Here is a 24826-nt window from a genome sequence, read left to right as displayed (position 1 = left end):
ATGGCCGGGCAGAAGCGCTTTCAAGCGCTCCTGTTCCGGCCATTGGCGTCTTAAATCCCTGCAAAACCGTGCTGTAGAACCTGCGCACCCGAACTTCTTCGGGGCAAAGGCAGCGAGAAGCGCCCGCTTCTCTGACCGAGGTTGCTGATGTCCGACCTGACGACGCTCCAAACCCAGATCCTGGCCGATATCGCCGGCGCATCCGACGAAGCCGCACTCGAAGCCGTGCGCGTCGGCGCGCTCGGCAAGAAGGGCTCGATCTCCGCGCTGCTCGCGACACTCGGCAAGATGACGCCGGACGAGCGCAAGACCGAGGGTGCTGCGATCAATCTCGCCAAAGAGGCCGTGACGCAGGCGCTGACCGCGCGCCGCGACGTGCTGAAGTCGGCCGCGCTGGATGCGCGCCTCGCTTCCGAGACCATCGATGTCACCCTGCCGCTGCGTGAAAACCCGGCCGAACTTGGCCGCGTGCATCCGCTGAGCCAGACCTGGGACGAGCTGACGACGATCTTCGCCGATATGGGTTTTGCCGTCGCCGAAGGTCCGGACATCGAGACCGACGACTACAACTTCACCAAACTGAATTTCCCGGAAGGGCATCCGGCCCGCGAGATGCACGACACCTTCTACTTCAATCCGAAGGAAGACGGGTCGCGTCTGCTGCTGCGGACCCACACCTCACCGGTGCAGGTGCGCACCATGCTGAGCCAGAAGCCGCCCATTCGCGTGATCTGCCCGGGCCGCACCTATCGCAGCGACTCCGACCAGACGCACACGCCGATGTTCCATCAGGTCGAAGGCCTCGTCATCGACAAGACCTCGCATCTCGGCCACCTCAAATGGATCCTGCAGGAATTCTGCAAGGCGTTCTTTGAGGTCGATCACGTCAATATGCGCTTCCGTCCGTCCTTCTTCCCGTTCACCGAGCCGTCGCTGGAAGTCGATATCCAGTGCCGCCGCGACAAGAACGAGATCCGTTTCGGTGAAGGCGAGGATTGGCTGGAAATTCTCGGCTGCGGCATGGTGCATCCGAATGTGCTGCGCGCCTGCGACATCGATCCCGATGTGTATCAAGGCTTTGCCTGGGGCATGGGCATCGACCGCATCGCGATGCTGAAATACGGCATGGCCGACCTGCGCCAGCTGTTCGAAGGCGACGTGCGCTGGCTGAATCACTATGGCTTCAAGCCGCTTGAAATGCCGACTCTGGCCGGAGGACTGAGCACGTGAAATTCTCCCTCTCCTGGCTGAAGGATCATCTCGACACCGACGCGACGCTGGATCAGCTGAGCGAAAAGCTCACCATGATCGGGCTTGAGGTCGAGCATATCGAGGACAAGGCAAAGCTGCTGGCGCCGTTCACGATCGCCGAGATCGTCGAAGCCGTGCAGCATCCGAATGCCGACCGCCTGCGCGTCTGCACCGTCAATGCCGGTGAGGACAAGCCGCTGCAGATCGTCTGCGGCGCGCCGAATGCGCGCGCGGGTCTGAAGACCGTGCTCGCCCGCCCCGGCACCTACATTCCGGGCAAGGATTTCACCATCGGCCTCGGCAATATCCGCGGCGTCGAGAGCCAGGGCATGCTGTGCTCGGCCGATGAACTCGGCCTGCCCGATGCGATCGACGGCATCATCGAGCTGCCAACTGACGCGCCGGTTGGCGCGGTGTATCCGGACTGGGCCAAGCTCGGCGATCCCGTCATCGAGATCAACCTGACGCCAAACCGCCAGGATTGCACCGGCGTCACCGGCATCGCGCGCGATCTCGCGGCTGCCGATATGGGCACCTTCAAGAATCCCGGCATCAAGCCGATCAAGGGCGAATTCCCTTGCCCGGTGAAGGTGACGGTCGAAGACAGCAAGCTCTGCCCGGGCTTTGCGCTCCGCCTCGTGCGCGGTGTCAAGAACGGCCCGTCGCCGGAATGGCTGCAGAAGAAGCTGACCTCCATCGGCCTGCGCCCGATCAATGCGCTGGTGGACATCACCAACTACCTGACCTTTGACCGCGCACGCCCGCTACACGTGTTCGACGCCGCCAAGGTGAAGGGCGACCTCGTCGTCCGCCGCGCCAGGGATGGCGAGACGCTGCTCGCGCTCGACGGCAAGACCTACAAGCTCGACGACAAGATCTGCGTCATCGCCGATGAGCACGGCGTCGAATCGCTGGCCGGCATCATGGGTGGCGAAGCATCCGGCTGCTCCGACGACACCACCGACGTGCTGATCGAATCCGCGCTGTGGAACGAGATCAACATCGCGCAGACCGGCCGCAAGCTCGGCATCAATTCGGATGCGCGCTATCGCTTCGAGCGCGGCGTCGATCCCGTCTTCATGGTGCCCGGCCTCGAACTCGCAACCAAGCTCGTCATGGAGCTGTGCGGCGGCACGCCGTCGGAAAGCATCGTCGTCGGCAAGAGCTACGGCGACGATCGTCTCATCGATTTCCCGATTGCGGAAGTGAAGCGCCTCGCCGCTATCGACGTGCCGTTTCCGGAAATGCGGATGATCCTCAATCGGCTCGGCTTCTCCGTCGCCGGCAACGGCCCCGTGGTGAAGGTCGCGGTGCCGTCATGGCGTATGGATGTCACGGGCAAAGCCGACATCGTCGAAGAAATCATGCGCATTGTCGGCGTCGATAAGGTGCCGCTGACGCCGTTCCCGCGCGGTGACGCTCAGCGCAAGCCGGTGCTGACCCAGATCCAGCAGCGCACCCGCCGCGCCAAACGCGGGCTCGCAGCCCATGGTCTGGTTGAGGCTGTGACCTGGTCGTTCATCTCGAAGCCACATGCCGAAGTGTTCGGCGGCGGCAAGCCGGAGCTCGCGCTGGCCAATCCCATCGCGGCCGATCTCTCCGACATGCGGCCGAGCCTGCTGCCCGGCCTGATCGCCGTGTCCCAGGCCAATGCGCATCGCGGCTCGTCCGATCTCGCGCTGTTCGAAGTCGGCCAGATCTTCAAAGGCGATCGCCCGCAGGATCAGTTCATGGCAGCGAGCGGCGTCCGCCGTGGTCTCGCATCCTCGCACGGCACCGGGCGTCACTGGACCGGCGCCAGCGCTGCGAACGCGCTCGACGCCAAGGCCGATGCCTTCGCCGTTCTCGCTGCCGCGGGCGCGCCGATGCAGGCGCTGCAGATCGTTCCGGGCGGCGCCGACTGGCTGCATCCCGGCCGATCCGGCACGATCCAGATCGGGCCGCAGAACATTTTGGGCTATTTCGGCGAGTTGCATCCGCGCACGCTGGAAGCACTCGGTGCCGATGGCCCGCTGATGGCGTTCGAAGTGATCCTCGATCGCATTCCGGATGCGAAGCAGAAGGCGACCCGCGCCAAGCCGCTGCTTGAGCTCTCCGCGTTCCAGCCGGTCTCGCGCGACTTCGCCTTCATCGTCGATCGCAAGGTGAAGTCCGGCGATATCGTCAAGGCCGCGGCCGGCGTGGACAAGAAGCTGGTGACATCCGTCACCGTGTTCGACGTCTATGAAGGCAAGGGCATCGACGACGACAAGAAGTCGGTGGCCATCGCCGTGACCATCCAGCCGCGCGAAAAGACGCTGACCGATCAGGAGATCGATGCGGTCGCCACCAAGATCGTGGCTGAGGTGACCAAGAAGACCGGCGGCGTGTTGCGCGCATGATCGACGGACTGGGCCTCGCACAGTACTCGACAGCGTCGCTCACCGTCATCGCCGTTACGGCATTCATCGCCGGGCTGGCCCGCGGATTTTCCGGGTTCGGCTCGGCGCTGATCTTCATCCCGCTGGCCTCCAGCGTGGTCGGCGCGAAAATCGCATCGCCGCTGCTTCTGCTGGTCGATTTCTCGACCACCCTCACGCTTATCCCAGACGCTGCGCGAAAAGCCGACAAACGCGATGTCGGCATCATCTCGCTCGGTGCACTCATCGGCGTGCCGCTCGGCACCATGGCGCTTGCATGGGCCGATCCGCTGGTGGTGCGCTGGGGCATTGTCGTACTGATCGTCGCCTTGCTCGGCCTGCTCATCTCGGGCTGGCGCTATCCCGGCAGGCCCACCATCCCCGTCACGATCGGCGTCGGCGGTCTCGCCGGCTTCTTCGGTGGACTGGCGCAGCTCGGGGGCCGCCCGTGGTGCTGTACTGGCTGCGCGATGCCGCCGTCGCCGCGGTCGTCCGCGCCAACATCATTCTCTATTTCGCGATTGCCGACGTGCTGATCATCATCAGCTACACGATCGGCGGGCTGTGGAGTTCGGCGATCCTCGGACTTGCCGTGATTACCGGTCCACTTTTCGGCCTCGGCCTTTGGCTCGGATCGAAGCTGTTCGGCAAGGCCAGCGATGAGCTGTTTCGCAAGATCTGCTATACGCTGATCGCAATATCCGCGCTGGTCAGCCTGCCGCTGTTCGACGGGATGATTCGCTGACCTCCAAATATCTAGTCGGTCTGAAGGAGCAGGTCCGCCGGCACTTTCAGCACTTTCGCGATGGCAAGAAGCCATACAGCTGTGCCGACGAGCTTGCCGCTCTCGATGTCCGCAATATGCCGCTCACTGATGTCTGTCTTGAGCGATAGATACATCGGCGTGACATCTCGCCATTCGCGCAGGACCCGGACGGGATTTTCGCCATTAGCGAGCCGGTCCACGACGCTCTTGGGCAACAACGGCGCGCCGGACGCAATATCGTCCTTCGCGTGGGCTACCAAGCGCGCGGTGCCGGCATCTTCATCGGCTTCCGATGCTTTCGCGACAAGCGCCTCGTAGTCTTCACGCGGAAGGATGGCGACTTCGCCTTTGGGCGTTTTCTGAAATCTGACGCTCATGGCCTACCTTCAATCATAGATGTCTCGACGATGGCCGACAGCGACTATGATAATCGTGTTTTGCTCTTCGTAGAAGATGACACGCCAGTCGCCGATGCGGAGCCGGGCACCATCGCGTCCCTTGAGTCGCTTCACGTCGCCATGGCCAGTGGATGCAAATTCGTTCAATCGCCCATCGATCCGGCTACGTGTATCTGGCGATAACCGCAGCCATTGTCGTTGGCTCGCCGGGGTGAAGACGATCTGCTTCATGCCTCAATATCGCACGAGGCAAAATCTCGTCAAGGTTGCATAATTCAGAGACGCTCCCTTAGCTAGTTCGCTCCAGACCCGCCAGCATTGCTGGATTGCGGCGCACGGCGCTTCTGCTTCTTAGCGGGCTTCGGCTCGGCCTCGGGATTTTTCACCGCTCCGATCTTCTTCAATGCCGCATCGGCTGCCCGCTCGCCGGTCTCCCAGGCGCCATCGACGGTGCCCCACAGCGTTTCATGCGTCGCTTCACCGGCGATGAAGAGATTGCCCATGGGCTCGGCCAGCACGCGGCGCGAGGCTTGGCCGCCCGGCACTGCGGCTGACATTGCGCCGAGGATGTAGGGCGACGCATCCCAGCGCGTGACCTTGCTGCGCTGGATCGCATTCTTCACATCGCTGCCGAAGAGTTTGGTCAGCCATTCCGTCGCAAAGCCTGTCATCGCGGCTTCGCCTTGCGCCGCGATGCCGCGGCCGAATGAGCCGGCGACATCCACCGTGCAGAGCGACGAGCCGCCGATATTCGCAAACAGCGCGCCGGTACGCGTGTTTGTGCTCTGCTCGATCATCAATTCATCGCGGCCGAGGCCAAGCGGATTGCCTTTCAGCTCCAGCGCGATGCGGTCGTAACTGCCAAGCGTCAATTTCGACGCGGCATCGAGCTGCCGCTTTGGGAGTTCCGGCGAGAACTTGATCGCGCCGGAGTTCAACACATTGCTCGATACGGTGACGATCACCGCACGCGCCGCAACGCGACCTGCCGGCGTTTCGACGCCGATATCGCGACCACTCCAGGCCACACGCGTCGCCGGTGTCGACAGCACCACCGGCACGCTCTCACCGAGCTTCATCATCAACGCGCCAAGGCCTTGTCGCGTGGCGACCGAGATTGCGCGATCTTCCGCGCGTGACTGATCGAGCGCCGAGAGGTCCTTCAAATCCTTGCCGGTCGCATAAGCGCCGAGCGCAAAATCGACCGTACCCGCCCAATCACCGAGGTCCTTTGGCAACACCGAGGCGCAGGACATGTCGCCGCGACGAGCCGCATCGTCGATCGCGCGCGTCGCGCGAACAACGGTTGCAAGCAGATCCTCGGTTTCAGCGGCGCGCGCATTGCGGCGGCCGATGCGCAGCCTCTGGTTCGGCGACGGAGTGACGTCGATACCCACGCCGCGCGCGAGCTTGAACAACGCGTTGGTCTCCGGCGTATGCAGCCAGCGCGCGCCGAGATCGAGCGGCACATCGAAGGTTGAGCTGTCCGTCGCACATCGGCCACCGATCTGGCCCGAAGCCTCCAACACGATGACCTTGCGCCCCGTCGCCTGAACGCGCCGCGCCGCCGCGATACCGGCAGCGCCAGCGCCGATCACCACCACATCGGCATCGCGCGGCAATGTCGCAGCTCGCGCCCTTGCACCGAACCATGATGCTGAAGTGAATGGCGCAAGCGTCAATCCAGCCGACGCCGATAGAAATGCGCGGCGTGAGAAAGTCATGGCATGGTTTCCGAAAGTGTACTGAGCATGAGAACGTCTCGCGAACCTTGCAGTATTCGGCTGCGCACAGCAACCCTCATGGTAAATCGCTCGTGAATGCTTACGTTTGTGCATGAACCAAATTGCAATGGCTGGCGTCCATGATCGAGACAGGGACAAAGCGGTCGATACGAACCGCGACAGGGGCTCACACCATGGGCGTCGTGCTGGATACGGTCGGGAAACTGATCGCCAAATATCTGCAGAAGGAAGTGCCGGGCTACGAACCGTTTACGCCCAGCGATCCCGAACGCCTGCACGACATCATCCGCGAAGGCGACGTGCTGCTGGTCGAAGGCAACAACCGCGTCTCCGGCATCATCAAATATCTCACGCAATCGACCTGGTCGCATGCTGCTCTCTATGTCGGGCCGATCGACGGCGCCGTGGAGCCGAATGGCGAACCGCATGTGCTGATCGAAGCCAATATCGGCGAGGGTGTCACCACGGCGCCGCTGTCGAAATATTACGCGTTTCATACAAGGCTGTGCCGGCCGGTGGGCCTGTCCTATGAAGACCGCACCACGGTTTGCCGTTATGCGATCAATCGCGTCGGCTTCGGCTACGACACCAAGAACATCATCGACCTGATGCGCTTCTTGATCCCGCTGCCGATCCCGCAGCGCTGGCGACGGCGGATGATCGCGATCGGCTCAGGCGATCCAACCAAGATCATCTGTTCGGCCCTGATCGCTCAGGCCTTCGAGGCCGTGCGCTATCCGATCCTGCCCAAGATCACGCGCGCTGGCAGCCGTCAGGCGCGCCGCGAGATCCTGCATATCCGGCATTCATCGCTCTATATGCCGCGCGACTTCGACATCTCGCCCTATTTCGAGGTGGTGAAGCCGACCATCGAACTCGGCTTCGATTACACCGCTCTCCACTGGGCCGACAAACCGAAGCCGCTCCGGGAGGTGGCGGGTTCGGTCGATCCATTTCCTGGGCGGACCGATTTCCCCGGACAGGCCGCGCCCGCGCAGTTCACGCATGAATCCGCTTGGGAAGAAACGCCGCTGGATCAGGAAGGGCTGAGGGCGGTGGCGTAGCTCAGCTACGACTTCACCGCCCCCGCCGTGAGCCCACCCACCATGTAGCGCCGGAACGCGTAGTACACTGCAGCCGGCGGCAGCGCATAGATGAAGCCCGTGGTCATCAGGAGCTCCCATGGCGAGTCATCGGCAGCGAGGAAGTTACCAAGTGCCACCGGCAGCGTGATCTCGGTGTCCTTCGACAGCAGCAGGAATGCGTAGAGATATTCATTCCACGCCAGCAGCAACGCATAGGTGCCGACGGCGACCAGCGACGGCAGCATCAAGGGCACATAGACCATGCGGAACAGCTGCAGCGGCGTGGCGCCGTCCATGATCGCGGCTTCGTCCAACTCGACGGGCAGCTTGTCCGACGCCTGCTTCAGCACCCAGATCGCATAGGGCGAGGCGATGGTGACCATCGCCAGGATCAGCGACCAGTGATTGTTGAGCAGGCCGTAATTGCCCATGGTGCGATACATCGGCACCGCAAGAAATGCCGCGGGGATGAAGTAAGTGAACAGCGCCAGGTTCATCACCGTGCGGCCGCCACGAATACGCAGTCGGGAAATGGCGAAAGCGGCCATGGTCGCGATGATCAGCGTGATCACGCCAGCGGCAATGGCGATCACGACCGAATTGCCGAACTGCACCCAGAAATCGCGCAAGAAGTAATGCTGTTGATTGAAGACGATGCGAAAATTCTGGAGCGTCGGATGGTCGGGCCAGAGCTTGCCGGCGAAGGCATCCTGCTTTGGCGAGATCGCGAACAGGAACATGTGATAGATCGGAATCAGCGTCCAGATCAGCACGGGAATGCCGATCAGCAGCAGCTTTGCTTCATTGCCGATCTCGCGAAGCGTGGGCATGCGCATCGTTGAGGCTTTGATCGCTTGGGCCTTCATCGCGACAGCCTCTTCATCATGAAATAGACCAGCGGCAGCACCAGCGGCATCGCGCAGACGATGGACGCCATCGCCAGATCGAGCTGGTCGAGGCGGAGATAGCGGATGCCGAGCGTGGACAGCACATGGGTGAGGTCGGCGGGGCCGCCACCGGTGAGCAGATAGACGCTGTTGAAGTCACCGAGCGTCCAGATCATCGAGAGCAGGGTGCAGGTGAGATACAGCGTCTGCATCGACGGCCAGGTGATGAAACGAAACTTCTGCCACCAGCTGGCGCCATCCACATCGGCGGCCTCGAACATGTCCGTGGAAATCGCGAGACGGCCGGTCATCAGAATCATGGTCCAGAATGGCAGCGACTTCCAGATATGGACGAGGATCGCCAGCGTGAGGCCGATGGTGGGATCGTTGAGCCAGTTCGGACCGTCTTCTGCCGTGAACTTGAAGATCAGATTATTGATCACGCCCCATTCGGGATTGAACATGAAGCGCACCGACAGGATGGTCGGGATCGACGGCACTGCCCAGGGCAGGATGAACAGCACCGACAGCCAGCGAATCCAGCTACGCGACTGGACGAAGAAGCCGGACAGGAACAGGGCGATCATCATCTTCACATTGATGCCGATGATCAGGAAGATCAGCGTGTTGACCACGGCGCGTGCGAAGACAGGATCGTTATAGAGGGCCACATAGCTCGCGGGATGTCGCGCCAGCCAGAGGCCATAACTGATCGGATAGACCACGAAAGCGAGGAAGACGAGGACATAGGGCGCCAGCATCACGATGCCCCAGACCTGCGGCGTCGAGAGCCGTGCGGAGAGGGAACGGGAAGTGGCGTCAGGATTGGTGTAGGTGATCGCCGTCATTGGATTTACCCGTTATTCCGGGCGGGACCGACGCCAGAGGCGTCGGGGCCGAGCCCGGAATCTCGAAGTGCTGGAGCTCTGTTGGAGCTCCCGCAGGTGATAGAGCCGCATGAGATTCCGGGTTCGCGCTACGCGCGCCCCGGAATGACAAGTTTTGGTATCGTCAGCCCGCGATTTCCTTGATCCTCGCGATCAGCTCATCCACGGCCTTTTCCACTGGCACCTTCTCGCTCACCACGCGGTTCATCGCCTTGGCCCAGACATTCTCGTTGTTGAGAATGGTGAACTTGTAGTTCTTGGTGAAATCGAACGGCGTGGTGCCGCCCATGAACTGGGTGTAGACCGCCTTGCGATGCTTGTCGGCCTGCCAGAAGGCCGAGGCCTGGCCTTCCTTGGTCACCGGGAACCAGCGGCCAAGCGCGCCCTCGACGTAAGGCTTGAGGTTCTCTTCCTCGAGCAGGAATTTGACGAATTCCCGCGCGCCCGCCTTGTTTTTCGATTGGGAGAAGATCATGCCGGTCTTGACGTCCGAGCGATATTTGATCGGCGAGCCGTCCGGCTTCAGCGGGAACGAGGCGGTGATGATCGTGTCTTCATACGCCTTCTTGCCGGCCGCGCGTTGCTCCGGCGTCAGGGTCTGGTTCTGCGAATCCTCATACCACTTGGCCGCGATCGAAATCGTGAAGTTGTGGGTCATGATGATCGAGCGATTATGGAAGGCGACATTGTTGTCGGGATCCTTCCAGGTCGTCGAAGAGGGCGGCGTGCAGCCCTTGATATAGGTGTCCGTGTAGTCGCGCAGCGCGCCAACCAAGCCTTCCTTGACCTTCGGATCGTCCACCGTCAGCTTGCCGTCGTCATCCACCAGCTTGACGTTATAGGCATCGATGAAGGTGTAGAACGACTGCAGCGAGTCCGTGGATTCAACGCCCATCGGCTGGCCGACACCGTAAGCGCGGCTGCCGGACGCCTTGCGATAGGCGGGCTGAACCTTGTCACACCAGAACGACCAATAACCCTTCCAGTCCTTCGGAATATCCTCGACCTTGAAGCCGGCCTGCTGGAGCATGTCGCTCCAGATCTCCACATGCATGGACTGCTGCTTCAGCGGGAAGCCGTAATAGCCCTTTTTCTTGGTCTGGCCGTTCATCAGGAACGCAGTTTCCACCGTGTTCGGCGCGAACTTGTCCATCATCGGCTTGAGAATGTCCGTGATGTCCTCGAGCTTGCCTTCGAAGGCCCATTTGCCGGAGGCTTGCACGTCGTAGGTGTCGGCATAGGCGACGTCCGGCGGCGTGCCGGAATCCAGCGCGGCCACCGTCTTCGGGATCATGTCCTGAATGGCATATTGCGAGAGCTCGACCTTGATCTTGGTCTTTTCTTCGAACTTCTTGATCGCTGCCAGCAGCGACTCATCCTCGGATTTATAGAAACCCTTGCTGAACCAGACAGTGATGCTCTGCTGAGCGAAAGCAGGCGCCGTGGTCAGAAACAGGCCAGAAGCAGCGGTAGCAAAAACGAGCGCACGGGTACCCTTGGTGATCAAGACGTCGTCCTCCCTGGTGATCATTTTTTGGGGGAGACTACGCCTTTCTATTTATCCGTCCAGTGAAGAAGTGGATGTTGCGCTGCACTTGTCTGACAACTTTGGTCTTGTTACCTGTTCGTGATCGCAAGGAGAAATTTTGATGCTCGCCGCTGCCGCCAAGGCGCTCTCACAAATTCTGTCGCCACCGATGCGCAGCATCCTTTGGAAGTCGATCGGCCTTGCACTGGTGATGATCACCGCGCTGGCGATCGGCATGCAACGCTTCCTGAACTGGGCGGCGACGGCCGGCGGCGTCTGGGCCGAAGGCATGGTGGGTTCGGACTATCACAGCATGGTCACGATTCTGACCTGGATTCTCTCGATCGCGGCGGGATTGAGCGTCGTGGCCGGCGCAATTTTCCTGATGCCGGCGATTACATCGCTGGTCGCAAGCTTCTTTGTCGATGACGTCGCCGATATCGTCGAGCGTGAGCATTACCCGGCGGAGCGTCCGGGCACCGCATTGCCGCTCGGTCAGGCCGTATGGGAAGGCGGCAAGACGGCGCTGCTCACCATCGCAGTCTATCTGATCGCGCTGCCATTCGTGCTTTTTGCAGGCATCGGCTTCATCATCTTCTTCATCGCCACAGCATGGCTGCTGGGACGGGAATATTTCGAACTGGCCGCAATGCGCTTCCGCTCACCGGCAGAAGCCAAGGCGATGCGACGGCAGCATGCGCCCACCGTCTTCACCGCCGGCCTGTTCATCGCGGCCTTCGTGTCGATCCCGATCGTCAATCTCGCGACACCGCTATTCGGCATGGCCTTCATGGTTCATATGCACAAGCGACTAAGCGGGCCGCGGCCGGAGCTGATCGAACCGGGACGGGTGAAGGCACCGGTTGTTTGATCGGAGGGCGGGCGCTACTTCGCCGCGACGAAATAAAAATCCTGCCGGCCCGAAATCGAACCATAGCTGAACGGCTTCTGTTTGCGTTTGGTGAGATCCATCACGTCGTCGCGGACATAGTCGAACAGCCGCCTCACCTCCAGGCCCGGCGTCGGCAGGTTCTTCACCAGCGCCGTCGCGAACGGGCTGTTGGCGCCGGCGCCATCCAGCGCGACCTCGCCATCCTTGGCCGCATAGACCACCATGGTCCCTGCCTCGGGCTCGACGGCGGCGAGCCCCTGCGATGCCGAACGCGAGGCCACTTCCAGCGTGCGCTTCATTTTCGCCGTGAACGGATTGTTGCGGCAGGCATCGAGGATCACGAGACGCAGCTTCTTCGCGCGCTCGGCAGCGTTGAGGATCTGTCCCAGCGGCACGGCCTCGAATTCGATATCGCGATCGACGGCGATGCGCGCATCCACCGGGACGAGATAGTTGACGCCGCCAACTTCCATGCCGTGCCCGGCATAATAGACCACAGCCCAGTCCGCCGACTGCGCCTGCACGGCAAAGTCGCGCAGCGCTGCCATCAGCGCATCCTTGCGCAGATCGGTCTGCATGGTGACTGACGTGAAGCCCGTCTTGCGCAGGGTCTCGGCCACAAGCGCAGCGTCGCGTTTCGGATTGGCGAGCACTGAGGCGTTCGTATAGGCGGAATTGCCGATCACAAGCGCGATGCGGCGATCGCCCGCAGCGGATGGCGGCATCGCGGTCGGGGCGACGACAGCAACCACCGGCGCTGCCACAGCGGCGGGTGAAGTGGCTGGCTGAGCATTGACGGGAGGCGATGGCGGCGCTGTTGCGGTCGGCATGCTCGAGGCGATCGACGGAATCTTGATCGAGGATGGCGAGATGCTGGGCGCCGATGGCGCGCTGGACGGCGGCGGCGCCGATGGCTTCGCCGTTGCCACCGCGGCGGACGACACCGACATTGCATTGGCACCATCCAGCGCGGCCAGCCGCTCGCGTGCTTTGTCCTGCGCCCATTTGCCGTTGGCGTATTTTTCCGGGAGCGTCAGCGCGACGGTGAAGTCGTTGCGCGCTGCGGCGGCATTACCCAGCGCCTCCTGCGCGAGACCCCGATTGGCATAGGCCGCGCCGAAAGATGGATCGAGCTTGATCGCTTCGGACAGATCAGTGACTGCGAGCGCGTATTTCGCTGTTTTCAGATAGATGTTACCGCGATTATTGCGCGCCAGCGCATCACGGGGATCGATGCGGATGGCATCAACATAGTCTCGTATCGCACGGTCATTTTCATTCTTCAGACCGTAGACGAAGCCGCGATTGCGATAGGCAAAATTATTCTTCGCATCGAGCCGTATCGCATCACTGAAATCGGCGATTGCGCGGTCGTTATCGCCCTTCATGCGCAGGAGATCGCCGCGGCTATTGAAAGCCTGGACGTTGCGCGGATCGATGCGGATAGCTTCGCTGAAATCAGAAATGGCGAGATCGGGATCGTTCTTCGCCACATAGGCCTTGCCGCGGCTGACATAGGCATCGGCGTAACGCGGGTTCATCTCGATGGCGCGGGAAAAGTCCATCAGCGCCAAGGAGACGTCGGAAGCAGCGTTGCGGCGGCTCCACCGATTCATGAATTTGATTCCGCGATTGCGATAGACGATGGCGCGATCATTGCCACGATAGCGTCCGGACGTGATCTGGCGATCGCAGGCGGCTATCTCGCCGTCTAAATCCTGGCCCGGATAGATGCAGGCGCGCTTGTCGCTTTCAAAATCGGCGTGAGCGGGCGTGGAAGACGGAGCGATCGCGAGCAGCGATGCGAACAGCAGCAAAAAGGCCTTGAACATCCATTTCTCCCAATCGCCGCATTTGGGTGCGGCAATGTGATGAAAATGGGTCGAATCCGAGTTCCATCTCGCCGTCATTGCGAGGAGCGCAGCGACGAAGCAATCCAGCTCTTGGCTTTCTGGATTGCTTCGCTTTGCTCGCAATGACGGCGGAAAGTTACGCCACGGTCTTTTCCGGCCACCGGCAGAGATCATTGATCAGACACACCTCGCAGCGCGGTTTTCGCGCGAGGCAGGTGTAGCGGCCGTGCAGGATCAGCCAGTGATGGGCATGCAGCATGAACTCGTCCGGGATGACACGCTCGAGTTCCAGCTCGACATCGAGCACGTTCTTGCCCGGCGCCATGTTGGTGCGGTTGCCGACGCGAAACACATGGGTGTCCACGGCCATCGTGTGTTCGCCAAAAGCCATGTTGAGCACGACATTGGCGGTCTTGCGCCCAGCGCCCGGCAACGACTCAAGTTCGGCGCGGGTGCGCGGCACCACACCGCCGAAATCGCGGATCAGCTTTTCCGACAGCGCGATGACGTTCTTTGCCTTAGTGCGATAGAGGCCGATGGTCTTGATATATTCGCGGACGGTCTCTTCGCCGAGGTCGATCATCTTTTGCGGCGTATCGGCGATGGGAAACAATGCGCGCGTCGCCTTGTTGACGCCGGCGTCGGTCGCCTGCGCCGACAGCACCACGGCGACCAGCAGCGTGTAGGGATTGAGATGTTCGAGCTCGCCTTTGGGCTCGGGATTGGATTTCTGGAAGCGTGAGAAGGCTTCATGCACCTCGGCAGCAGTCCAGCGCTTCAGCTTGGTGGTCTTCGCTTTGACCGATTTCTTGACCACTTTGGCTTTCGCTACCGTCTTCTTGGCCACCACGGCTTTTGCAACGGAGCTCTTCGCGCTGGCGGCAGGCTGGCGGGTGATTTTCGGCATCAGGGGGATATACTGAGCAGCCATGACCGAGGGCAACGACTTTCACGCCGATGACGAGCCCAAGCTGTTCACCGCGTTGCTGCGTCCGCATCGCGCGCTGAGCCGCAAGGGCTTTCTCGTGCTGATGGCCTGCCTCAGCGTCATCTCGTTCGGTGCCGGCATGGTGTTTCTCTCGATGGGCGCCTGGCCTGTGTTCGGCTTTTTCGGCCTCGACCTGCTGGCGATCTATGTGGCGTTCAAAATCTACGACCGTCGCGCCAAGGCCACCGAAGAGATCACCGTCACGGCCTCGGAAATCCGCGTCCGGCGCGTCAGCCCTGCTGGCGATGTGGTGGAATGGGCGTTCAATCCGCTCTGGGTCCAGGTCGATCGCGTGGAGCATGCCGAATTCGGCATCGAACAGCTGTTCCTGGTCTCGCGGGGCCGTCGGGTGTCCATCGCCCGGTTTCTCGGCGCGGAGGAAAAGGCAAGCTTTCTCAGTGCCTTGCTCGAAGCCCTGCAGGATGCCCGGCGCGGCCCCAGCTATAATCCGGTGACATGATGGCTGATCTGGAATCGGGTGGTTTGTGGGAGCTACCGGGCCTAGATCGGCAGCATGATGAATCTTGCACGAGATATTGCGATGAATGACCATCGCCCCATCAAGCCGGGCCTGCGGGATGCGGCCCTGCGTGATTACGACAGTGTCCGTCGCGCCATCGGCTTCATGCATGGGCAGTGGAAGGACCAGCCGAGCATCGAGGACGTGGCCGACGCGGCCAGCGTGACGCCCGACGAGCTGCATCACCTGTTCCGCCGTTGGGCCGGGCTGACCCCAAAGGCCTTCATGCAGGCGCTGACCCTGGATCATGCCAAAATGCTGCTGCGCGATTCCGCCAGCGTGCTGGATGCAGCGCTGGATTCAGGTCTCTCGGGGCCCGGCCGGCTGCACGATCTGTTCGTGACGCATGAAGCGATGTCGCCGGGTGAATGGAAGACCGGCGGCGCCGGCATGGAGCTGCGCTACGGTTTCCATCCCTCGCCCTTCGGCACCGCCATCGTGATCGCCAGCGACCGCGGTCTCGCAGGCCTCGCTTTCTCCGACCCTGGCGAGGAGCAGGCCGGCTTCGCCGACATGGCGCGCCGCTGGCCTGCCGCAACGCTGATCGAGGACATGGAAGCGACGGCGCCACTGGCTCGGCGCATCTTCGATACGAAACTGTGGCGACCGGACCAGCCGCTACGCGTGGTGCTGATCGGCACAGATTTCGAGGTCCGTGTCTGGGAAACGCTGCTGAAGATCCCGATGGGCCGCGCCGTCAGCTATTCGGACATCGCCTGCAAGATCGAGAAGCCGAAAGCCTCACGCGCAGTCGGCGGCGCCATCGGCCGCAACCCGATCTCCTTCGTGGTGCCGTGCCACCGCGCCATGGGCAAATCCGGCGCGTTGACGGGCTATCACTGGGGCATCACCCGGAAACAGGCGATGATTGGGTGGGAAGCTGGGCAGGTGGGAGGCACTTAGCCAGCAGTGACGCGCGAAAACCTCTCCCCACCGGGGAGAGGTCGGCACGCGAAGCGTGACGGGTGAGGGGGCGCCCCACACACCGTCCGAGCAAGAGCCCTCACCCGCGCGCAAAAGCGCGCGACCTCTCCCCGGTGGGGAGAGGTGAACGAGAACCACTGCAACGACGTCAGTTTATTCCGAAGCAGCCGGCGCAGCCTTGGCGCCACCCTTCGACACGCCGACCAGCGCTGGGCGCAGCACGCGTTCGCCGATGGTGTAGCCGGCCTGCACGACCTGAACCACGGTGCCCGAGGCCACCGATGCATCCGGCACTTCGTACATGGCCTGATGGAAATTCGGATCGAACTTCTCGCCGGTCGGATCGATCTTCTTCACGCCGTGCTTTTCAAGCGCTGACAGCAGCGACCGCTCGGTGAGCTCGACGCCTTCGATCAGCGCCTTCAAGCCCGGATCGGCCGATGCCTTCGCGTCCGCCGGCACCGCATCGATGGCGCGCTGCAGGTTGTCGGCGATATCGACGATGTCGCCGGCGAATTTCGAAACGCCATAGACGCGCGCGTCGGCCACTTCTTTCTGGGTGCGCTTGCGGAGATTTTCCATCTCGGCCAGCGTCCGCAACGTGCGGTCGCGCGCATCCGAGGCTTCCTTCTGCAGGGCCTCGACCGAATTCGGTTCCGGATCGTCCGGCATGATGTAGGGCTTGGACACCACCGGCTCTGCGGCCTCGGCCGTCTTGTCGTGGTTGTCGTTCTGCCCGTTGGACTCAGTCATGACGCCGCCTTCTCGAAACACGCAAAATTGTGGGGTTATTGACCCCGGATATGTTGGTTTGCGGCCGAAAAATCAAGCCGATCCGGGCCTTTTCGGTTGTCTGCGCATGACCTTGCCCGAAAACCGGTACCCACTTTTCGGGGTCATGCGCGTTCAGCCGCCCAGCATGCGGCTGACGATCCGGGCAGCGTAATCCACCATCGGGATCACGCGGGCATAATTCAGCCGGGTCGGCCCGATCACGCCGAGAACACCGACGATATGCCCGGCCCCATCGCTATAGGGCGCGATGATGGTGGAGGAGCCGGACAGCGAGAACAGCTTGTTCTCGGAACCGATGAAGATGCGCACGCCCTCGGCGCTTTCGGCGCGGCCGAGCAGATCGACCACTTCGCGCTTGGACTCCAGATCCTCGAACAGCAAGCGTACGCGCTCGAGATCCTCCAGCGCGTGCAGGTCTTCGAGCAGATTGGCCTGTCCGCGCACGATCAACTGGCGGTCGTCGCCATTGCCGCCGGACCATGAGGCGAGGCCCGCGGCGATCACCTTCTGGGTGAGCTGATCAAGCTCGGCCTGATTCTGCTTCAGCGTGGTTTCAAGTTCGAGACGCGCTTCCGCAAGGGTACGGCCGCGAATCCGGGCATTGAGGAAATTCGAGGCCTCGGTGAGCGCGGACGAGGGCACGCCGGGCTGTAGCGTCAGGACACGGTTCTCGACCTGGCCGTCTTCGGCAACCAGCACCACCAGCGCCTTTTCCGGCTCCAGACGGACGAATTCGATATGTTTCAGCCGCGCATTGGATTTGGCGGTGAGCACCACCGCAGCGGCACGGCTGAGACCAGAGAGATGCGTCAGCGCCTCGCCGATAGCGGTTTCCACCGACTGCGAACGACCGACGGAGGAGAGCTGTTGCTGGATCGACTGCCGCTCCGGCTCGGTGAGATCGCCGACCTGCATCAGCGCATCGACGAAGAAACGCAGGCCGAGTTCGGTCGGCAAACGGCCCGCCGAGGTGTGCGGCGCGTAGATCAGCCCGAGCTGCTCCAGATCCGACATCACATTGCGGACCGAGGCCGGCGAGAGCGGCACGGTGATCAGGCGCGAGATATTGCGCGAGCCGACCGGCTCGCCGGTGGCCAGATAGGATTCGACGATCTGGCGAAAAATCTCGCGCGACCGCTCATTGAGCTGGGCAAGCCCGGCTCGCGGCGAAATCAGGCCGATCGGATCGTGATGCGCCACTCGGACACTCCTTATCGGCCCTAATTTGTCGTCGCGGGCCGCCGGATACAAGCACCTTCGCAGTTGCGGGAACCCCGCTGCCCTTGCCGCTGCCGCCACACGCCCCTAAAAGGCGCGCGAACCAGACCTTATCGGAACATTTGGAAGGATTTTTCTCATGCGGCCAAGCCGTCGTGCGCCCGATGAATTGCGCGCTGTCTCGCTGGAACGCGGCGTCGTGAAATACGCCGAAGGCTCCTGCATGGTGAAATTTGGCGACACCCATGTGCTGGTCACCGCCACGCTGGAAGAGCGCCTGCCGCCATGGCTTAAGGGCCAGGGCCGCGGCTGGGTCACCGCCGAATATGGCATGCTGCCGCGCGCCACGCTGGAACGTACCCGCCGCGAGGCTGCCGCCGGCAAGCAGGGCGGCCGCACCGTCGAGATCCAGCGCCTGATCGGCCGCTCGCTGCGCGCCGCCGTGGACCTCGAAGCGCTCGGCGAGCGCCAGATCACCATCGATTGCGACGTGATCCAGGCCGATGGCGGCACCCGCACCGCCTCGATCACCGGCGCCTGGGTGGCTCTGGCCGACTGCATCGCCTGGATGAAGAGCCGCAACATGTTCAAGAAGGACACGGCGGACAAGGTGCTGCGCACCAATATCGCGGCGATCTCCTGCGGCATCTATCAGGGCACCCCGGTGCTCGATCTCGATTACGCCGAGGATTCCGAGGCAGATACCGATGCGAATTTTGTCATGACCGGCGATGGCCGCATCATCGAGATTCAGGGAACCGCCGAGAAAGAACCGTTCACCCAGGACGAGCTGATGAAGCTGATGGCGCTGGCCCAGCAGGGCGTCGGTAAGCTGGTGGACTTGCAGAAGATGGCGGTGGCGTAAGCCTCCGTCGCGTAGCCCGGGTGAAGCGCAGCGTAACCCGGGAACCAGCGTTTCAACTGTCTCGACATCCCCGGATTGCGCTTCGCTCCATCCGGGCTACGGACTATCATTCCCCATGACTCAACATCGTCGAATCACCGGCAAGCTCATGATCGCTACGCATAATCCCGGCAAGCTTGCCGAGATGCGCGACCTCCTCGCGCCCTATGGCATCGAGGCGGTGTCCGCCGGCGAACTCGGTCTCGCCGAGCCTGACGAGACCGGCGACACCTTCAAGGCCAATGCCGCGATCAAGGCGATCGCCGCCGCCAATGTCGCGCAGCTTCCCGCTTTTGCCGACGATTCCGGCCTCGTCGTCGATGCACTCGACGGCGCGCCCGGCATCTATTCGGCCCGCTGGGCCGGTGAGTCCAAGGACTTCAACGCCGCAATGACGCGGATCGAGCGCCTGTTGCAGGAGCGCGGCGCGACCACGCCTGACAAGCGCACTGCGCATTTCGTCTCAGCCCTCTGCGTCGCCTGGCCCGATGGCCATCTCGAGGAAGTCGAGGCACATGCCCATGGCACGCTGGTCTGGCCGCCGCGCGGCACCGCCGGCTTCGGTTACGATCCGACATTCTTGCCGGACGGCCATGAGCGCACTTACGGCGAGATGACGGCAGTCGAAAAGCACGGCCTGCCGCCGCTCGGCCAGGGCCTGTCGCATCGTGCGAAAGCTTTCGTGAAGCTTGCGGAGATCTGCCTTGAGCAACGCTAACGCACAGCAAGACGCTTTCGGCGTTTATGTGCATTGGCCATTCTGCCTGTCGAAGTGCCCGTATTGCGACTTCAACAGCCATGTGCGGCATCAGCAGATCGATGAAGAGCGCTTCGCACGCGCATTCGCACGCGAGATCGAAACCACGGCGTCGCGCATTCCCGGCCGCACGGTCACGTCGATCTTTCTCGGCGGCGGCACGCCGTCGCTGATGCAGCCACAGACGGTCGGTTCGATCCTAGATTCCATCGCGAAATACTGGAATGTCGATTCCGCCGTCGAAGTCTCGATGGAGGCCAACCCGACATCCGTCGATGCGACGCGCTTCCATGGCTATCGCGCCGCCGGTGTCAATCGCGTGTCCCTCGGTGTGCAAGCGCTCGATGATGCCTCGTTGAAATCGCTGGGACGCCTGCATTCGGCACGTGAAGCACTCGATGCCGTCGCCATCGCACGCAGCGCCTTCGATCGTTATTCGTTCGATCTCATCTATGCACGGCCGGACCAGACGCCGGAGATGTGGACGAGCGAACTCAAGCTCGCCATTTCCGAAGCCGCCGAACACCTGTCGCTCTATCAATTGACCATCGAGGAAGGCACGCCGTTCTTCGGCCTGCATGCCGCCGGCAAATTGAGGACACCGGAAGAAGGCCTCTCGCGCGTGCTGTACGACGTGACGCAGGACGTCTGCGCGCAGCACGGTCTGCCGACCTATGAGATTTCCAATCACGCGCGGCCCGGCGCCGAGTGCAAACACAATCTCGTCTACTGGCGCGGCCAGGAGTATGCCGGCATCGGGCCGGGTGCGCATGGCCGCATCGATATCGACGGCGTCCGCCATGCGACATCGACCGAGAAGCGGCCGGAGACGTGGCTGATGCGCGTCGAGGCCACCGGCCATGGCGTCACGCTGGATGAAAGCCTCAACAGCGAAGAACGCGCCGACGAATATCTGCTGATGGGGCTTCGGCTAGTCGAAGGCATCGATCCCGCGCGCTATGAGGCTCTATCGGGTCGGCCGTTCGATCCCGTGCGCGTGCAGAATCTCTGCGAGGAAGGCGCCATCGTCATCGAGAACGGCCGCCTGCGCGTGACGCAGGAGGGTTTCCCGGTGCTCGATGCGGTGGTGGCGGATCTGGCAGCGTAGACCGGCCACCGCACGCTCTGAGCCCCAGCAGCTCATGGTTCGAGACGGCGCTACGCGCCTCCTCACCATGAGGGGTCGAAGTTACTACGTCCCAAAACTCTTCGGCGAACCCGCGACCGGCTGGCCTCCACCCGATGCCACCTTCATCACCGCCAGTCCGCGATCGTTGCCGCCATCGGCGCGGAAACGGAACAGGCCATCGATGCCAGCGAAACCGGACTGATTGGTCAGGACCTCCTGCGAGAAACGCTGGCCGCCCTGCGTGCGCGCGAGCGCAGCGACCAGCGCGACCGCGTCATAGGCAAGCGTAGCGGTCCGGACGGGGTCGTTGCCGTATTTGGTGCGATAACGGCCTGAAAAGGCGCGGAAACCTGCCGGATCCGGCGCAGCGTAGAGACCACCTTGCATCGACGCGCTGTTGAAGACGCGTGGATTGTCCCACAGACCCGTGCCGAGCAGTTGAACATTGCGCAGATTGGCGCCTGCCGTCGTCAGGGCCTCGGCCGTTGCCACCACTGCATCGCCGTCATCGGCGAGCAGCAATGCATCCGCGCCCGTCAGTTGGGCGGTGACGTTCCTCGCCGCATTGGAGCGATCTGCGCCATAGCGTTCGAACGCAACGATGCGGCCGCCTTTGCGCGCAACGGCCTGTTTGAACGCGACTTCGACGACATTGCCATAGGCATTCTCCGGCAGCATCGCTGCGAAGGAGCGCTTGCCGGTGCCATAGGCATAATCGACGATGCGGTTGACGTCGGACTCCGGGAGGAAGCTGAGCAGATAGACGCCGCGCCCGGCCACGCTCGAATCCGTCGAGAACGCGATGACCGGAATGTTGCGCGCACGCGTGAGCTGCGCCACCGCCGGTACCGAAACAGCGAACAACGGTCCCAGGATGATTTCCGCGCCTTCGCCAAGCAACTGCTGCGCCGCCTGCTGCGCGCCGGCGGCACTCCCCGAATCGTCCTTCACGAGGAGCTGGATGTTGGGGTTCTGGAATTCGGCATAGGCCATCTCGGCCGCATTCTTCATGGACTGCGCGGCGAGGCCGGCATTGCCCGATGCGGATTGCGGCAAAATCAGCCCGACCTTGACGCCGCCGGTGCCGATGGCCTGCGGCTGCTGCGCCGGACCGGCCGGGACCGGCTGTTCAGCCGGGCCGGTGCTGTAATTGTTGGTCAAGGTCTGCTGCAATCCGGAACAGGCAGCCAGCAGCGGCGCACCTAGCAGGAGGCCCAGGCCTGTTTTCACAGCCGTTCGCCGGGTGGTGCCCCGGGGCGTCAATTTTGGATCGAACGGATCGGCCATCGCTTCTCTTCTTCTCGGCCGGAACACCGGCCACCCCCAGCCTATAACGGGAGCAAGGATTCAGACATATTGTTCGGAATTAGTTAACCGCAACAAAAGGTTTATATTTGGCGCCGCAGCCGCCACCACCACTCCGGTAACGGGGAACGACGGCTGAAAAACGACTGTCCCTCTTTGGCGTGTTTCCCTCTAGATTACCCTCATGCGTGCAAACCCGATATCTGCCGAACCCAATGCCCCGAACCGGACCTTCACGGTCTCCGGCCATGTGCTGACCGCGCCGAAAGCGGCGCCGGGCCTGCATCTGGTGGCGACGCCGATCGGCAATCTCGGCGACATCACGTTGCGCGCGCTGGAAGTGCTCGCCGGTGCGGATGTGGTGGCGTGCGAGGATACCCGTATCTCCCGCCGCCTGATGGAGCGTTACGGCATTTCTGCCGATCTCAAGCAATATCATGAGCATAATGCCGAAGCGGCACGGCCGAAGATCCTGGCGAAACTGGCCGAAGGCGGATCGATCGCGCTGGTCTCGGATGCCGGCACGCCGCTGATTTCCGATCCGGGCTTCAAGCTGGTGCGCGAAGTGACCGCCGCGGGTTTTGATGTTTTCGCATTGCCGGGACCATCTTCGGTACTCACCGCGCTCGCGGTGTCGGCGCTGCCGACCGATCGGTTTTTCTTCGAGGGTTTCTTGCCATCGAAACAGATGGCACGCCGCACCCGGCTTGAAGAACTCTCGCATATCGACGCGACCATCGTGATGTTCGAATCCGGCAACCGCGTGCAGGAGATGCTCGGCGATCTCGCTGACATCATGGGACAGCGGGATGCCGCCATTTGCCGCGAACTGACCAAGCTGCATGAAGAAATTTCACGCGGCCCGGTCGCCGAACTGGCGAAGGCCGCAGACGAACTTGAAACCCGCGGCGAATTCGTCGTCGTGCTCGGCCCGCCTGCCGCCGATGCGCAGGTCATGACCGATGACGATCTCGACGCTTTGCTGCGCGCATCCCTGCAGCGCGACAGCGTCAAGGATGCCGTCGCCCATGCGGTCGAACTGTCAGGCCGTCAGCGACGCGCCGTCTATGCCCGCGCTCTCGAACTCGCCAGGGAGAGCGGCGATGGTTAAGCCCCGCGAGCTTTCCGCGCCGGGCCGGAGCAAAGCGCCATCACCTCAGCGCGTTGCAGCCTTTGCCACCGGTCTCTCGGCCGAAAGCCGGGCCGCTGCGCTGCTCCTGGCGAAAGGCTACCGGATTCTCGCCCGCCGCTTCCGCACGCCCCATGGCGAAATCGACATCGTCGCACGCAAACGTAACCTGATCGCCTTTGTCGAGGTGAAGGCGCGCGAAACGCTCGATGATGCCGCTTATGCCGTGACGCCGCAGCAGCAGGTGCGCATCAGCAATGCCGCGCAAGGCTGGCTGATGACGCATCCCGAGCATGCGGATTTCGACATGCGTTTCGACGTCATCCTGATTGCGCCGAAGCATCTGCCACGCCATCTGTTAGCGGCATTCGACGCCGCCAGCTGACTTCATCCTGCCGCCCTACCTCCGGAATGATCCCATGACCCTGAACATCGCCGTCCAGATGGACCCCATCGCCCGCATCAATCACAAGGGCGATTCGACCTTCGCGATGCTGCTCGAAGCACAGAGGCGCGGTCACCGCTTGTCCTACTACACGCCGGATAAGCTGTCGCTGCGTGGCAACGATGTGGTGGCGCCGGTGCAACCGCTGACGGTTCGCGATGTCGAAGGTGACTATTTCACGCTGGGCGATTCGGAGCGTGTGAATATGGAGAGCTTCGATGTCGTGTTGCTGCGGCAGGACCCTCCTTTCGATCTCGCTTACATCACGTCTACGCATCTCCTCGAACGCATCCATCCGAAGACGCTGGTGGTGAACGACCCGGCTTCGGTCCGCAACGCGCCGGAAAAGATCTTTGTGATGGGCTTCAACGACCTGATGCCGCCCACGCTGATCTCGCGCGATAAGGATGAAATCAACGCCTTCCGCGCCGAGCATGGCGCCGTGGTGATGAAGCCGTTGCATGGCCATGGTGGTGCTGCCGTGTTCCGCGTGCTGCCGCAGGACATGAATTTCGGCTCGCTCTATGACCTGTTCTCCGTCACCTTCAAGGAGCAGTGGGTCATCCAGCGCTTCCTTCCCGAAGTGAAGCATGGCGACAAGCGCATCATCCTGGTGGACGGTGAGTTTGCCGGTGCAGTGAACCGCGTCCCGGCGGAAGACGACCTGCGCTCAAACATGGTGCGCGGCGGCGCTGCGAAATCCACCGAGCTTTCCCCGCGCGAACGCGAGATCTGCGAACGTGTCGGCCCGGCGCTGCGCGAGCGCGGCCTGCTCTTCGTCGGCATCGATGTCATCGACGGCAACCTCACCGAGATCAACGTCACCTCGCCCACAGGCATCCGCGCCATCGCCAAACTCGGCGGTCCGGATGTCGCTGCACGGATCTGGGATGTGATCGAGGCCAAACGGAAGTAAGCGACCCCAGCTAGACTGCGACAATCTGTCCTAAAGTCTAGCTATTCTAGAAATCTTTGTCACAAAATCGTCACAAACCGCTTCCGAACGCAATGCTGATCGCCC

General features: G+C 62.3%; 25 protein-coding genes. 14 read left to right on the top strand and 11 right to left on the bottom strand.

All coding sequences use genetic code 11. The features are described 5' to 3' along the window. Positions 1 to 147 precede the first annotated feature (147 nt). The 4 genes from pheS to RPMA_RS27915 are packed head-to-tail and all read left to right on the top strand — an operon-like array spanning position 148 to position 4395. A complete protein-coding gene (pheS, locus tag RPMA_RS01205; RefSeq protein WP_211911124.1) occupies positions 148 to 1230 on the top strand; it encodes a phenylalanine--tRNA ligase subunit alpha in 1083 nt (360 codons plus the stop codon). After that, complete coding sequence (gene pheT, locus RPMA_RS01200) at positions 1227 to 3632, top strand: phenylalanine--tRNA ligase subunit beta (RefSeq protein WP_211911123.1); 2406 nt, start codon at positions 1227 to 1229, stop codon at positions 3630 to 3632. Before pheS ends, pheT begins: the two co-directional genes overlap by 4 nt. Next, positions 3629 to 4186, top strand: coding sequence for a sulfite exporter TauE/SafE family protein (locus RPMA_RS01195; RefSeq protein ID WP_249225508.1), 558 nt, complete (start codon positions 3629 to 3631; stop codon positions 4184 to 4186). Before pheT ends, RPMA_RS01195 begins: the two co-directional genes overlap by 4 nt. Then, positions 4180 to 4395 (top strand): hypothetical protein, encoded by a 216-nt coding sequence (locus RPMA_RS27915; RefSeq protein WP_249225503.1) that lies wholly within the window; start codon positions 4180 to 4182, stop codon positions 4393 to 4395. Before RPMA_RS01195 ends, RPMA_RS27915 begins: the two co-directional genes overlap by 7 nt. 11 nt (positions 4396 to 4406) lie before the next feature. Here RPMA_RS27915 and RPMA_RS01190 read toward each other — a convergent pair whose 3' ends face one another. The 3 genes from RPMA_RS01190 to RPMA_RS01180 all read right to left on the bottom strand — a co-directional run bounded on the left by RPMA_RS01190 (position 4407) and on the right by RPMA_RS01180 (position 6538). Continuing rightward, positions 4407 to 4793, bottom strand: coding sequence for a helix-turn-helix transcriptional regulator (locus tag RPMA_RS01190; protein WP_211911122.1), 387 nt, complete (start codon positions 4791 to 4793; stop codon positions 4407 to 4409). A 9-nt stretch (positions 4794 to 4802) separates the two neighbouring features. Then, complete coding sequence (locus RPMA_RS01185) at positions 4803 to 5045, bottom strand: type II toxin-antitoxin system RelE family toxin (RefSeq protein WP_211911121.1); 243 nt, start codon at positions 5043 to 5045, stop codon at positions 4803 to 4805. A gap of 62 nt (positions 5046 to 5107) precedes the next feature. Continuing rightward, positions 5108 to 6538 carry a flavin monoamine oxidase family protein gene (locus RPMA_RS01180; RefSeq protein ID WP_211911120.1) on the bottom strand — a complete coding sequence of 477 codons (1431 nt, stop codon included), beginning with the start codon at positions 6536 to 6538 and terminating at the stop codon, positions 5108 to 5110. A gap of 194 nt (positions 6539 to 6732) precedes the next feature. Here RPMA_RS01180 and RPMA_RS01175 point away from each other — a divergent pair, with 194 nt between their 5' ends. Next, positions 6733 to 7623 carry a YiiX/YebB-like N1pC/P60 family cysteine hydrolase gene (locus tag RPMA_RS01175; RefSeq protein ID WP_211911119.1) on the top strand — a complete coding sequence of 297 codons (891 nt, stop codon included), beginning with the start codon at positions 6733 to 6735 and terminating at the stop codon, positions 7621 to 7623. A gap of 5 nt (positions 7624 to 7628) precedes the next feature. Here RPMA_RS01175 and RPMA_RS01170 read toward each other — a convergent pair whose 3' ends face one another. The 3 genes from RPMA_RS01170 to RPMA_RS01160 form a co-directional block, all read right to left on the bottom strand. Continuing rightward, a complete protein-coding gene (locus RPMA_RS01170; protein WP_211913374.1) occupies positions 7629 to 8480 on the bottom strand; it encodes a carbohydrate ABC transporter permease in 852 nt (283 codons plus the stop codon). A gap of 26 nt (positions 8481 to 8506) precedes the next feature. Then, positions 8507 to 9379 carry a carbohydrate ABC transporter permease gene (locus RPMA_RS01165; RefSeq protein WP_211911118.1) on the bottom strand — a complete coding sequence of 291 codons (873 nt, stop codon included), beginning with the start codon at positions 9377 to 9379 and terminating at the stop codon, positions 8507 to 8509. Positions 9380 to 9542: 163 nt separating this feature from the next. Beyond that, entirely contained in the window at positions 9543 to 10922 is a 1380-nt protein-coding gene (locus RPMA_RS01160; RefSeq protein WP_408056576.1) for an ABC transporter substrate-binding protein, read from the bottom strand. A 145-nt stretch (positions 10923 to 11067) separates the two neighbouring features. Between RPMA_RS01160 and RPMA_RS01155 the strand changes: the two genes are divergently transcribed. After that, complete coding sequence (locus tag RPMA_RS01155) at positions 11068 to 11817, top strand: sulfate transporter family protein (RefSeq protein ID WP_211911116.1); 750 nt, start codon at positions 11068 to 11070, stop codon at positions 11815 to 11817. A 14-nt stretch (positions 11818 to 11831) separates the two neighbouring features. On the opposite strand, the gene RPMA_RS01150 is transcribed toward RPMA_RS01155, so the two are convergent. Together RPMA_RS01150 and nth are read right to left on the bottom strand one after the other, a co-directional pair. Continuing rightward, the gene (locus tag RPMA_RS01150) at positions 11832 to 13670 is read right to left on the bottom strand and encodes a caspase family protein (protein WP_211911115.1); all 1839 of its coding nucleotides are present in this window, start codon (positions 13668 to 13670) and stop codon (positions 11832 to 11834) included. A 157-nt stretch (positions 13671 to 13827) separates the two neighbouring features. Beyond that, the gene (nth, locus tag RPMA_RS01145; RefSeq protein ID WP_211913373.1) at positions 13828 to 14598 is read right to left on the bottom strand and encodes an endonuclease III; all 771 of its coding nucleotides are present in this window, start codon (positions 14596 to 14598) and stop codon (positions 13828 to 13830) included. Positions 14599 to 14620: 22 nt separating this feature from the next. Here nth and RPMA_RS01140 point away from each other — a divergent pair, with 22 nt between their 5' ends. Next, positions 14621 to 15139, top strand: coding sequence for a DUF2244 domain-containing protein (locus RPMA_RS01140; protein WP_211911114.1), 519 nt, complete (start codon positions 14621 to 14623; stop codon positions 15137 to 15139). An 81-nt stretch (positions 15140 to 15220) separates the two neighbouring features. Beyond that, the gene (locus RPMA_RS01135; protein ID WP_408056498.1) at positions 15221 to 16102 is read left to right on the top strand and encodes a methylated-DNA--[protein]-cysteine S-methyltransferase; all 882 of its coding nucleotides are present in this window, start codon (positions 15221 to 15223) and stop codon (positions 16100 to 16102) included. A 174-nt stretch (positions 16103 to 16276) separates the two neighbouring features. On the opposite strand, the gene grpE is transcribed toward RPMA_RS01135, so the two are convergent. Next, entirely contained in the window at positions 16277 to 16876 is a 600-nt protein-coding gene (gene grpE, locus RPMA_RS01130; RefSeq protein WP_211911112.1) for a nucleotide exchange factor GrpE, read from the bottom strand. A gap of 153 nt (positions 16877 to 17029) precedes the next feature. Beyond that, positions 17030 to 18118 (bottom strand): heat-inducible transcriptional repressor HrcA, encoded by a 1089-nt coding sequence (gene hrcA / locus RPMA_RS01125; protein ID WP_211911111.1) that lies wholly within the window; start codon positions 18116 to 18118, stop codon positions 17030 to 17032. Positions 18119 to 18275: 157 nt separating this feature from the next. On the opposite strand from hrcA, the gene rph reads away from it, so the two are divergent. From rph to hemW, 3 genes are all read left to right on the top strand, one after another. Further along, the gene (rph, locus tag RPMA_RS01120; protein ID WP_211911110.1) at positions 18276 to 19001 is read left to right on the top strand and encodes a ribonuclease PH; all 726 of its coding nucleotides are present in this window, start codon (positions 18276 to 18278) and stop codon (positions 18999 to 19001) included. Between the two features lie 115 nt (positions 19002 to 19116). Beyond that, a complete protein-coding gene (gene rdgB / locus RPMA_RS01115) occupies positions 19117 to 19758 on the top strand; it encodes an RdgB/HAM1 family non-canonical purine NTP pyrophosphatase (protein WP_211911109.1) in 642 nt (213 codons plus the stop codon). Continuing rightward, positions 19745 to 20905: a radical SAM family heme chaperone HemW gene (hemW, locus tag RPMA_RS01110; protein ID WP_211911108.1), complete on the top strand. Its 1161-nt coding sequence runs from the start codon at positions 19745 to 19747 to the stop codon at positions 20903 to 20905. The genes rdgB and hemW overlap by 14 nt, the downstream gene beginning before the upstream one ends. Positions 20906 to 20989: 84 nt before the next feature. Here hemW and RPMA_RS01105 read toward each other — a convergent pair whose 3' ends face one another. Further along, the gene (locus RPMA_RS01105) at positions 20990 to 22213 is read right to left on the bottom strand and encodes a penicillin-binding protein activator (protein ID WP_211911107.1); all 1224 of its coding nucleotides are present in this window, start codon (positions 22211 to 22213) and stop codon (positions 20990 to 20992) included. A 202-nt stretch (positions 22214 to 22415) separates the two neighbouring features. Between RPMA_RS01105 and rsmI the strand changes: the two genes are divergently transcribed. The 3 genes from rsmI to gshB are packed head-to-tail and all read left to right on the top strand — an operon-like array spanning position 22416 to position 24721. Continuing rightward, entirely contained in the window at positions 22416 to 23342 is a 927-nt protein-coding gene (rsmI, locus tag RPMA_RS01100) for a 16S rRNA (cytidine(1402)-2'-O)-methyltransferase (protein ID WP_211911106.1), read from the top strand. Then, positions 23335 to 23745, top strand: a complete 411-nt coding sequence (locus tag RPMA_RS01095; protein ID WP_211911105.1) for a YraN family protein — start codon at positions 23335 to 23337, stop codon at positions 23743 to 23745. Before rsmI ends, RPMA_RS01095 begins: the two co-directional genes overlap by 8 nt. A 34-nt stretch (positions 23746 to 23779) precedes the next feature. Beyond that, positions 23780 to 24721 carry a glutathione synthase gene (gene gshB, locus RPMA_RS01090; RefSeq protein ID WP_211911104.1) on the top strand — a complete coding sequence of 314 codons (942 nt, stop codon included), beginning with the start codon at positions 23780 to 23782 and terminating at the stop codon, positions 24719 to 24721. The last annotated feature ends 105 nt before the right edge of the window (positions 24722 to 24826 follow it).

The sequence above is a fragment of the Tardiphaga alba genome, assembly GCF_018279705.1.
Lineage (GTDB): Bacteria > Pseudomonadota > Alphaproteobacteria > Rhizobiales > Xanthobacteraceae > Tardiphaga > Tardiphaga alba.
The sequence above is the reverse complement of the archived record's forward strand: the minus strand, read 5'-3'. Positions and strand labels throughout refer to the sequence as shown.